We start from the raw sequence: 9,640 nt of genomic DNA on the forward strand, positions 1-9,640 counted from the left end.
CTCCACCTCAGGCGGCCCGCCCGTTGGCGCTGTCCGGTTCCTCCTCCGGGAACGCCTCGGCGAACTCTGCGGCATGCTTGGCCAAGAACGCAGCCGCCGTGGCGGCCCCGTCATCCAGGCGGGGGTCGCGCTCGGCGGCCTGTGTGATCAAAGCCGTCACCGTGATGCCCTCGGCCTCGGCACGCGCGACCAGACGGGCATGAACGGCGTCATCGAGCCGGATATTGATCTGCTTCGCCATACCCCCACTGTATAGCACACCGCTATACGAGGGTGGGGTGATCACGGCAGCAAGGCAGCTACAAGCCTTCCGGAGCCACCTGCTCTCACACCCGGCCCCAGGGCAAGACCCCCACACTCCAGCGCACGCCGCGCTGGAGTGTTTCTTGCGCCGGCGTCCTGATGGACCCCCGCTGATCAGATGGTGTCCGTTCCGTGCAGCCACCGAAGGGCCGCAGTCGCCATTTGGCACACATCCGCGTCCGGGTACTCACCGAGCCGCTCGAAGACCGTCGCCGTCCCGCCATCGGGACCCGCCTCCGTCCGGAGGATGGGCTTGATCCGCTTTTGCGGACATTCGAGATCTGGGGTTCATCCGCAGCCGTTCGCAGGCAGTCCTGGTTGGTGACCAAGCATTCAGTAGGTGCCCAGCCCAGTGTTGTCTCCATGTCGCCCCTCGGATGGCGGCGGCCTGTGCGGTTACGAGCTCGATGAGTACCGCCGCGGTTACGGCAGGTCGGCGGCCAGGCCGCCGATGCGGTGCCGGGTACCGGGGAACAGGTGGTGCAGGAGCGGCGGGGCCGCCAGGGCGGGGTCGAGTCCGCTGCACGCGCCGGTTCGCGCATCGGGCCAAGCCGTCCGCAGATGGTTGCAGCGGGCCCCGACCCATGAGGGGTTGAACTCCAGGCCGTGCCGTGAAGCGCTGCAGAATCTACATGGCGGCGATAAAAATCGACACCATGTAGACTTTCTGGGGGGTGCAGTCCAGCGCCTCGCGAGAACTTTGGGAGCGATGATGGAAAAGCGGAACTGGCTCATCACCGGCGTCAGCTCGGGCCTTGGACGTGCCTTCGCCCAAGCCGCACTGGCCGCCGGTCACACCGTCGTGGGCACCGTCCGCTCAGAGGAGGATCTGCAGGCCTTCGCCGAGCTCGAACCAGGGCACGCTCATGGCCGGATCCTGGACGTGACCGACAGCAGTGCGGTCTCAAGCGTGGTTGCGGAGGTGGAGCAGAGCGTCGGCCCCCTGGATGTCGTCGTGGCCAACGCGGGCTATGGCGTGGAGGGCACCTTCGAGGAGACTCCGCTGGCCGAAGTCCGGCGGCAGTTCGATGTCAACGTATTCGGGGCCGTGGCCACCCTGCAGGCGGCGTTGCCCCACATGCGCCGGCGTCGCCGCGGACACCTGATGGCCGTCACTTCCATGGGTGGGCTCATGGCCGTGCCAGGCATGTCCGCGTACTGCGGCAGCAAGTTCGCGCTGGAAGGCATGCTGGAGGCCCTGGGTAAGGAGGTCGCGCAGTTCGGCATCCACGTGACGGCAATCGAGCCTGGCTCTTTCCGCACCGACTGGGCCGGACGGTCCATGACGCGCGCCACGCATAACATCGACGATTATGACGAGCTGTTCACCCCCATCCGCCAAGCGCGGCTGAAGGCCAGCGGGAATCAGCTGGGCAATCCTGCCAAGGCCGGGGAAGCCGTCGTACGCATTACATCGGTCGAGCAGCCACCGGCTCACCTCGTCCTGGGCTCGGACGCGCTGCGACTGGTCACTGCCGCGCGCACGGCCGTGGACGAGGACATCCGCGCATGGGAGACGCTCTCGCGTACGACCGACTTCGCCGAGGGTGCTCAGCTCTGATGTCCGGCCACCACCCCGCGCGAAGCCGCCGTTCCGCCGAACGCAAGGGCGATGTCCGGGAGCGAGCCATCCTCGACACGTGTGAGGCTCTGCTGGCACAGAAGGGCTACGACGCCATGACCGTCGGCGACATCGCCCAGGGCGCCGGCATCACACGCGGCGCCCTGTACTTCTACTTCGGCTCCAAACACGAAGTGGTCGCGGCACTCGTGGCCCGGACCGTCGAGCAGCTGTGGGAGCGATCCCGAGCCACTGCGCAGGCAGACGAGCCGCGACGCGCCATCGCAGCAGCCATGCAACGCACAGTCGAACTGTGGAACGAGCACGGCCTGGTCATGCGCACGGCGATCGACCTGTCGTTGACCGTGCCGGAGATCGGCGAGCTGTGGGACCACACAGCCGACTTGTTCATCACGGCCATCACCGCCGTCCTGGAACGAGCCGGCATCCAGGCAGGCACCGAACCCCAACAAGCCTCAGCAATGGCACGCGCCCTGTGCTGGATGATCGAGCGGACTTTCTACCACGCCTCGCAAGAGTCCCGCGAGAAGCTGGAAGAAGCGTCCGCGACGTGCGAACACATCTGGCTGACCAGCGCGGGTCTGACCACCTGAAGCATCTGACGCAGACGGTCAGGCGCAAGACTCAATCCCGTAACTCCGAGCCGCACCGTCCATGGACGAGGGCGCACTACCGCAAAGCCAAACTTCTTCGATGACCGCCTCCGCATCCCGAACTGGTGGCCGCCCAAGTTGACCGGCGCCGGCGGCTCGCCTTGGGCCCCGCCGGGCTTGTTCGCGGTCAGGCACGCAGCGGGCGGAAGAACTCACGGATGTCAGCGACCAGTTCATCGGGCCGCTCCAGTGCCGCGAAGTGACCGCCGCGCTTGAACTCGGTGAACCTGGTCAGGTTGTAGCAGCGTCGCACCCACTCCTCGGGCGGCGAGATGATCTCGTTGGCAAAGGAGGCGTAGCCGGTCGGGGTGGTGACATATCCGGGATCGAGCATGCTCAGCAGGCCCTCGGCATGCATGGCTTCGTAGTAGAGGCGACTGGAGGAGGCAATGGAATTGGTCAGCCAGTAGAGGGTGATATTGGTGAGAAGTTCATCCTTGCTGAACACCGACTCGACATCGCCACCGCAATCGCTCCACGCCCGGAATTTCTCCACCATCCATGCGGCCAGCCCGGCGGGCGAGTCGGACAGACCTGCGGCGAGTGTCGAGGGGCGGGTGCCCTGAATCTGGGCGTACGCGCTTTCCTCGCCCCCGCCCTGCTGGATCTCCGCGGCGAACGCCTGCTCGCGCGGTGTGAGTGGGGCCGATTTCTCGTCGATCACCGGCATTTCCCCGAGCATGTTCAGGTGTATGCCGACCACGCTGCCGCCATGCTGGCGGGCGAGCCTGCTGATGATCTGTGCACCCCAGTCTCCGCCCTGCGCGCCGTAGCGCGAATACCCGAGCACCCCGGACATGAGCTGGTCGAAAAGGGTCGCCACGAGCCCCGTGCTCAGCCCGGGCGTGCCGGGATGCGGAGAGAAGCCGTAGCCGGGCAGGCTCGGAGCAACCAGGTCAAATGCGTCGGCAGGGTCTCCGCCATATGCGCCAGGTTCGGTCAACGGGCCGATGATCTTGTGCACCTCCCAGAATGAGCCTGGCCAACCGTGCGCGAACAGCAGAGGGAACGGACGCGGCCCCACGCCCTTGGCGTGTACGTAGTGCACGGTGGTGCCATCGACCTCGGCAAGGAACTGGGGCAACGAGTTGAGACGCTCCTCAGCCGCATTCCAGTCGAACCGAGTACGCCAGTACTCCACGAGTTCGGCGAGATAGCCCGGGGGCGTGCCATGCGTCCAGTCCGGCCCGGACAGCGCTGGCGCCAGTCGCGTCCTAACCAGCCGCTCGCGCAGGTCCGTGAGCTGTTCGGGGCTCGTCTGGCTACGAAATGGGCGTATCGACGTCATGTTATTACTTCCGTATCTTGGTACATTGCGCCTGATGCGTCACCCTAAATCAGCGGTGATGACACTCTCTTTTCGGGGCACGCGCCCCGTCGTGGTCCCGCTCGCCGCGCGACAGGAAATGCTGCAGCCGCGACGGGCTGGTGCGAGCCCCATCACACCGCCGCAACGAACAGCACGAGCGCGTCAAACGATCAGGAACTACAGCTGCCGGGACACTTGCGGCAGGCCGTCGAGCGCGGCTACGAAATGCATTTAGGATGTACCCGAGTTGGCGAAACAGACCGACACATCGCTGTCGATCAAAGTGCGCACAAGCGCCTGCGCGTCATTCATGTCACTCATTCAAATGTTCCTGATCGGCCACCAAGACACCCGCGGCGACAATGCGAACGCGCACGCCGCCACGGGCGAACCACCTGGTCGTTCACGCGAAGGGCTCTGCGGCGTCCTCCGCGAATACCAACACGCCGTGTCCGAGGGTTTTCGGCGGGGGCAGGTCAGCCGGCGAGCTGCTGCCGCAGTGCGTCGGCGTCCATCATGTACCACATGACCTTGAATCGGCCGTCCTCGATCTCGTAGAAGGCGGTTTCGGCGATCGAGATACTCGCCCCGGTGGGGACGTTGCCGTTCCATTCCTGGACCGGCGTTCCCGTATCGATCAGTCGAGAGGCGATCCTATTTCCCTCGACGATGACGTACTGGATCTCCCAGTGCAGGTCCGGCACCGCAGTGGTGTGGTAGCGGAAAAAGCCAACCATTTCGTCCCTGGAAACCGGACTGCCGTTCACGATCACCTCATCGTGAGCGAACTCATCCATGCGGTCGAAGTCGCGCTTGTTCGCGAGCTCGACATAACGCAGGTAGAAGTCGTGCAGCTCCTCCGCAGACATGCCTGTACTCATCGTCAATCTCTCCCACTCTGCTCGTACTGACAGGCTGAACCGGCCGACCGCAAAGCGGGGCCGCGATTCCAATGCTGCCTCTCCGCGCACCAAGGGAAAATAGGCCTGCTGAGCCTCGTACTGACAGGGCGACCCTATGCTTGCCACACCGTGTTACAAATGATTCGTGGCTTCGAATTCGAATGATCTTGCGTGCAGCCTGCGCCTCTGGCGCGGCCGCGTGTCACCCGCCGAGGTGGGTCTTCCGGGGGGCGGCCGGCGCCGCGTGGCGGGCCTGCGCCGGCAGGAGGTCGCCGAGCTTTCCGGGTTGTCGGTCGAGTACCTCGCCCGCTTGGAGCAGGGCCGCGCGACCCACCCGTCACCGTCAGTACTCATGTCGCTCGCCCGCGTGCTGAGGCTTTCCGACCAGGAGCGCGCACACCTGTTCCGCGTCGCGGATCAGGCCGAGCCAGCCCACGGGAGCATCAAGCGTCACATCACGCCGAGCGTGCAGCGGATCCTGGACCGCCTGACGGACCTGCCCGTCCAAGTCGTCGACGCGTCGTGGCACTGCATCACGTCCAACACGCTCGCGTATGCCCTGGCCGGCGACACGTCAGCACTGCCAGCGCGCGAGCGGAACCTCGCCTGGACCGTCTTCACCGGCGCTCCAACACGCTATATCCGCACCGACGCCGAGGAGCGCCTCCTCCGCCTGGAACTGGTCTCCGATCTGCGCGAGGCTCGAAGCCGCTATCCAAAGGACAAGCTACTCGGCGACCTCATCGACGACCTGCTGGCAGTCAGCACAGACTTCGCCGACCTGTGGTCGCAGCGCCTGCCCGCCCAGCCCAGCCTGAGCAGCCGGACCTTCCTGCACCCCGAAATCGGTCCGATCACACTGGACAGCGACTTCCTCACCGTACGTGACAGTGACCTCCGGTTGATCGTCTACACCAGGGCACGAGACAGCGAGGCGGCCGGGCAGCTCGACCTGTTGGCGACCATCGGCCTGCAGCCGTTCAGCCGACCGATGCCCCGCTAAGGGTCCTGCTGCGGGCGGGTCGGGCGCGTGGCGTCACGGCGGGCGGCGTGCCGCCAGGCAGGGCAGCACACTCTGGTTCGCCTGGACGTTCACCGCGAACGGAAAATCGGTGTGCCTCGAGGAAGTCCCGGAAGACTCCGTCCCGGCTGAAGACCGCATCCGCGGCAACCCAGACCAGTCCTGCGGGCAGGTCAGGCAGAGCCCGCTCAGGTCATGGGGATTGGCGGTGATGCCCGAGCGCGAGGAGTGCCCGTGCCAGGAGGACTATCACGCCGGCGTCACGCAGCAGGGTCACCAGGTGCGCGTCGGTGGCGGGGAAGTGGTCGGCGAGCGCGGCGGAACCGAACGCCGTGGCGATGCCCGCCGTTTCGATGTTGTCCTTGACGAGGAGGGGAACACCGTGGAGCAGGCCGTGCGGCGTCGGCGCGGCGTCCAGCCGTGTGGCGTCCTCCATGGCTGCGGGGCTGAGGGTGACCACGGCGTTCAGGCTCGGGTCGAAGGTGTGGATGCGGTCCAGGTGGTGCGCGACGACCTCGATGACCGTGGTCTCACCGACCCGGAGGTGCCCGAGCAGTTGCGCGATCGTGAATTCGGACATGGCCCTCAGTCCTGCTTCCCGGCGGTCGCCGCTTGCAGGGAGCGCAGGGTGGCGGTCAGTGCGGCGAAGGCCCGGGCGAGGTCGTGCCGGCTGGAGGGGAGGATGCCCCGCATCAGGACGAAGGCGTGGATGTTCCCGGCGGCCTCCAGGAAGGTCGTCTGCACGCCGGCCCTGACGAGGGCCGCCGCGTAGGCACGGCCCTCGTCTCGGACCGGGTCCTCGCCCGCGGTGAGCACGACGGCCGGCGGCAGTCCCATGAAATCGCCCACCATCGGGGAGCCGCGCCAGTCGTGGGCGTCGGCGCGGTAGTGGGCGTAGTACCAGCGCAGCCCGGCCTCGGTCAGCAGGCGTCCATCGGCGAACTCCTGCTGCGAGGGGTAGGGGCGCGAGAGGTCGGTGCCCGGGTAGATGACGATCTGCGCGCGGACCGCGACTGCAGCCGCCTCGTCACGCAGGGCCATTGCCGTCACGATCGCGAGCGTCCCTCCCGCGCTGTCGCCGCCCAGGACCAGAGCGTCGGCCTGCCTGCCGAGCGCGTCGGGACGGGAAGCTACCCAGCGGGCGGCGTCCTCGGCGTCCTCCACCGCAGCGGGGAAGGGCGACTCGGGGGCGAGCCGGTAGTCGACGAGTACGACGGGAAGGTCCAGCTGCCGGGCGATGTCGGCTGCCGGCCCGCGGTGCGTCTCCAGGTCGCCGGTGACGAAGCCGCCGCCGTGGTACCAGACCACGACCGGCCCGGGCTCGCGGCCGGCCCGCGGGTCGAGCAGGAGGCCGGCGATCTCGCCGGACCGGGTCGGGATGGTCAATGGCTGCTGCACAGCGATCTCGCCCACGGGGAGATCCGTGGCCTTGACCGATTCACGCAGGCCGGCGCGTGCCTGCTCGGGCGTCTGGGTCTCGATGCCGGGCTGGCCGCTGGTGGCGAGGTACGCCAGCAGTGCTGCCGCGTCAGGCCGGGGCATGGTCGGCTCCTTCAAGTGATGTCAGAATCAGACATCACCCACCCTAACCCTCTGATGACACAATCTGACATCACGGGTAGGGTGGCGGCATGAGCCGCTGGCAGCCGGGAAGCCGGGCACGTCTGCAAACCGCCGCCCTCGATCTGTTCCTGGAGAGCGGCTACTCCGCCACGACCACCGCGGCCATCGCCGAGCGGGCCGGAGTCACCGACCGGACCTTCTACCGCCACTTCAAGGACAAGAGCGAAGTGCTCTTTGGTGACGAGGCGCGGCTGGAGCAGCTGCTGGTCGGAACCTTCGACGCCTCCGCCGATTCGACCGCGAACGCGCTGCGCACGTCCCTCCGCGCGCTCGCGCAGGACTTCCAGCCGCGCCGCGCCGACATCCTCAGGCGCGCGATCGTCATCGAGTCCGTTCCGGACCTCGCCGAACGCGAACTGTTGAAGCTACGCAGCTGGTCACATGCGCTCACGCGCCTGGCCGTCACACGAGACGGCGACGATCTCGCGGCACGTGCCCAGGTCGAGGTCGCCATCGCGCTGTTCCGTGCGGCGTTCCGCAGCTGGACTCACGACGACGACCCGCCAAGCCTCGACGAGCTGATCGCGCACGCCTACACCGCCGTCGGCCACCCAGGATTTTCTACGCGGAGGGGATCCACTCCGTCGACATCGACCGGATCACCGTGGAAGCGAAGGTGACCCGGGCCACGCTGTACCGCCACTTCACCGGCAAGGAAGAACTCGTCTTCGCCTACCTCCAGCGGGCCGACCAGGGAATCCGCGCCCAGATCACCGCCGCCCGGGCAAGCAGCCCATAAAAACAGGCCCAGTCTTCGGGTGATCGGACCACGCGGGCCCGATCAAAAACCGGCGCGGGCAAGGGTCAGCCACCCATCCGGAACCCCGCCGAGACAGATCGTGTACGTCCTCGTGGCAGAAGCGGCGGAAGGCCGTTCGCCTCCGAGTCCGCTTGTGCTGAGCGGCGGGTCGGGCTCGAGGATCGCCCGGGACGCCTTGCGCCGCCGGTGGTGGCGGGTAGCCCGCAAGGAAGCGGCCGAAGATGGGCGTTGGCGCTCTGGCAGGCCGGGGGCGCGTCGTGGTGTCCTGAGGCATGGACCAGGCGTTGTCAGCTGCGATCGCTGTCGGGGGCACGCTCCTCGGAGTGGCATTGACCTATTGGTTCCAGCGGCAGTCCGCCCGGGACGCGGAGGACAGCGCGCGGCAGCATTACCTGCGGGCTGAACGCGCCTCGGCGTACAGCGCCTTCGCGGCCGCAGTCACCCAGCTCTCGCGAGCCCAGCTCGACCGATGGCACCGACCACGAGAAGCTCCCGCGGACCCGGACAACAGCAAGGTCCGCCTCGCCGCTTTCGACCAGCGATCCCATGCCCGCCAGGCGTTCTTCCGCGTCCAGCTGCTGGCCGGCAGCGAAGAACTCATCGAACTCGCCCGGAACGCAATGGACTCCACCAGACCGCTCGCTCACGCCACCGACGAGGCCGAATCCGAACGCCTCACACCGGAGTGCCGCGCCGCTGTGGAGCGATTCATCCAGCACGCGGCACGCGAAGTCCAGTAGTCCTCCCGCGGTACTCGGCTACGTCACCTGCGGCTCGCGACATCCGAACCCGGTCTGGACGCCCACCAGGTGTCGGTCGACGACCCGGCCTCCCTCGACCGCGCACTCGCCGGTACGGCTGCCGTGGTCAACTGCGCCGGGCCCGTCGCGACGACCGCCGCCCCCTTATCGAGGCGGCACTGCGCGCCGGGATCCCGTACGTGGACGTGGCCGCCGAAATCGAGGCCAATGCCGATAGGTTCGCGGACTTCAACGACCACGCCCGCGCGCTGCCCGATGGGCGGCGCCGGATCCCGCAGAGCGCCGAGGCAAGGACCATCCGGGGCACCCTGCGGCCCGGTCCGGCACCCTGTACCGACCGTGGTCAGCGCGGAGGAACCGGCCGAACGACAACACAAGCGGGCACCCTGTCGGCTCCGCGCACCTGCGAGACGTCCCCGGCCCCCTGCCGCGCACGACACCGTGTCCTCGCGCGAGGACACGGTGAACAACTGATCGCCGCCACGAAAGGTCTTCTGTCAACTTGACCCGGCCCTGAGGGACCGGGCTTGCAGGTAGGTACACGACTGGCTGTCGTGTGCTCTCCCGCATCTGAGCCCCTGCTAGGCAGGGGCTGGGACGCGTGACGCACGCCCCGCAAGCCACGCAGCCTCGCCCTTACGGGCGATGTTGCGGGAAGCATTCAGGTCAGCGTGCGCAACGACGCCGCACGACCTGCACTCGAACCGGGCCTGTGAGGCCCGGTTC

General features: G+C 67.4%; 11 protein-coding genes and 2 pseudogenes. 7 read left to right on the forward strand and 6 right to left on the reverse strand.

Annotated features, from left to right (window positions below; translation table 11 throughout):
* Positions 1–7 precede the first annotated feature (7 nt).
* Positions 8–241 carry a toxin-antitoxin system HicB family antitoxin gene (locus CHF15_RS43385; protein ID WP_089227235.1) on the reverse strand — a complete coding sequence of 78 codons (234 nt, stop codon included), beginning with the start codon at positions 239–241 and terminating at the stop codon, positions 8–10.
* Positions 242–1,015: 774 nt separating this feature from the next.
* Between CHF15_RS43385 and CHF15_RS43390 the strand changes: the two genes are divergently transcribed.
* Together CHF15_RS43390 and CHF15_RS43395 are read left to right on the forward strand one after the other, a co-directional pair.
* Positions 1,016–1,864, forward strand: a complete 849-nt coding sequence (locus CHF15_RS43390) for an oxidoreductase (RefSeq protein WP_089229475.1) — start codon at positions 1,016–1,018, stop codon at positions 1,862–1,864.
* Entirely contained in the window at positions 1,864–2,478 is a 615-nt protein-coding gene (locus CHF15_RS43395) for a TetR/AcrR family transcriptional regulator (RefSeq protein ID WP_089229468.1), read from the forward strand. Before CHF15_RS43390 ends, CHF15_RS43395 begins: the two co-directional genes overlap by 1 nt.
* A gap of 187 nt (positions 2,479–2,665) precedes the next feature.
* Here CHF15_RS43395 and CHF15_RS43400 read toward each other — a convergent pair whose 3' ends face one another.
* Together CHF15_RS43400 and CHF15_RS43405 are read right to left on the reverse strand one after the other, a co-directional pair.
* On the reverse strand, positions 2,666–3,826 hold the full coding sequence (locus tag CHF15_RS43400; protein ID WP_089229469.1) for an epoxide hydrolase family protein: 1,161 nt from the start codon (positions 3,824–3,826) through the stop codon (positions 2,666–2,668).
* Between the two features lie 497 nt (positions 3,827–4,323).
* Entirely contained in the window at positions 4,324–4,716 is a 393-nt protein-coding gene (locus CHF15_RS43405) for an ester cyclase (RefSeq protein ID WP_089229470.1), read from the reverse strand.
* Between the two features lie 178 nt (positions 4,717–4,894).
* Between CHF15_RS43405 and CHF15_RS43410 the strand changes: the two genes are divergently transcribed.
* Positions 4,895–5,752, forward strand: a complete 858-nt coding sequence (locus CHF15_RS43410) for a helix-turn-helix transcriptional regulator (protein ID WP_245939377.1) — start codon at positions 4,895–4,897, stop codon at positions 5,750–5,752.
* A 211-nt stretch (positions 5,753–5,963) separates the two neighbouring features.
* Here CHF15_RS43410 and CHF15_RS43415 read toward each other — a convergent pair whose 3' ends face one another.
* Both CHF15_RS43415 and CHF15_RS43420 read right to left on the reverse strand, forming a co-directional pair.
* Positions 5,964–6,350, reverse strand: a complete 387-nt coding sequence (locus CHF15_RS43415) for an amidase family protein (protein WP_089229471.1) — start codon at positions 6,348–6,350, stop codon at positions 5,964–5,966.
* Between the two features lie 5 nt (positions 6,351–6,355).
* Positions 6,356–7,312 carry an alpha/beta hydrolase gene (locus tag CHF15_RS43420; RefSeq protein WP_089229472.1) on the reverse strand — a complete coding sequence of 319 codons (957 nt, stop codon included), beginning with the start codon at positions 7,310–7,312 and terminating at the stop codon, positions 6,356–6,358.
* Between the two features lie 89 nt (positions 7,313–7,401).
* On the opposite strand from CHF15_RS43420, the gene CHF15_RS43425 reads away from it, so the two are divergent.
* The 4 genes and pseudogenes from CHF15_RS43425 to CHF15_RS46315 all read left to right on the forward strand — a co-directional run.
* Complete coding sequence (locus tag CHF15_RS43425) at positions 7,402–8,013, forward strand: TetR/AcrR family transcriptional regulator (RefSeq protein WP_089229473.1); 612 nt, start codon at positions 7,402–7,404, stop codon at positions 8,011–8,013.
* Positions 7,950–8,123, forward strand: a pseudogene (locus tag CHF15_RS46310) (TetR/AcrR family transcriptional regulator); the annotation flags it as partial. The gene CHF15_RS43425 and the pseudogene CHF15_RS46310, both read left to right, overlap by 64 nt.
* A gap of 302 nt (positions 8,124–8,425) precedes the next feature.
* Positions 8,426–8,893, forward strand: a complete 468-nt coding sequence (locus tag CHF15_RS43435) for a hypothetical protein (RefSeq protein ID WP_089229474.1) — start codon at positions 8,426–8,428, stop codon at positions 8,891–8,893.
* A 33-nt stretch (positions 8,894–8,926) separates the two neighbouring features.
* Positions 8,927–9,162 (forward strand): annotated as a pseudogene (locus CHF15_RS46315) (saccharopine dehydrogenase NADP-binding domain-containing protein); the annotation flags it as partial.
* A gap of 333 nt (positions 9,163–9,495) precedes the next feature.
* Here the strand turns inward: CHF15_RS46315 and CHF15_RS43445 are convergent.
* The coding region (locus tag CHF15_RS43445) for a zinc ribbon domain-containing protein (RefSeq protein WP_143681793.1) at positions 9,496–9,640 on the reverse strand (145 nt) is incomplete at its 5' end.

It is taken from the genome of Actinacidiphila glaucinigra, assembly GCF_900188405.1.
Taxonomy (GTDB): Bacteria; Actinomycetota; Actinomycetes; order Streptomycetales; family Streptomycetaceae; genus Actinacidiphila; species Actinacidiphila glaucinigra.

Bases quoted from the DNA above. Each gene is read 5' to 3' on its own strand.
- CHF15_RS43395 (WP_089229468.1), top strand. From the start codon at position 1,864: ATGTCCGGCCACCACCCCGCGCGAAGCCGCCGTTCCGCCGAACGCAAG.
- CHF15_RS43420 (WP_089229472.1), bottom strand. From the start codon at position 7,312: ATGCCCCGGCCTGACGCGGCAGCACTGCTGGCGTACCTCGCCACCAGC.
- CHF15_RS43390 (WP_089229475.1), top strand. From the start codon at position 1,016: ATGGAAAAGCGGAACTGGCTCATCACCGGCGTCAGCTCGGGCCTTGGA.
- CHF15_RS43405 (WP_089229470.1), bottom strand. From the start codon at position 4,716: ATGTCTGCGGAGGAGCTGCACGACTTCTACCTGCGTTATGTCGAGCTC.
- CHF15_RS43435 (WP_089229474.1), top strand. From the start codon at position 8,426: ATGGACCAGGCGTTGTCAGCTGCGATCGCTGTCGGGGGCACGCTCCTC.
- CHF15_RS43400 (WP_089229469.1), bottom strand. From the start codon at position 3,826: ATGACGTCGATACGCCCATTTCGTAGCCAGACGAGCCCCGAACAGCTC.
- CHF15_RS43415 (WP_089229471.1), bottom strand. From the start codon at position 6,350: ATGTCCGAATTCACGATCGCGCAACTGCTCGGGCACCTCCGGGTCGGT.
- CHF15_RS43425 (WP_089229473.1), top strand. From the start codon at position 7,402: ATGAGCCGCTGGCAGCCGGGAAGCCGGGCACGTCTGCAAACCGCCGCC.
- CHF15_RS43385 (WP_089227235.1), bottom strand. From the start codon at position 241: ATGGCGAAGCAGATCAATATCCGGCTCGATGACGCCGTTCATGCCCGT.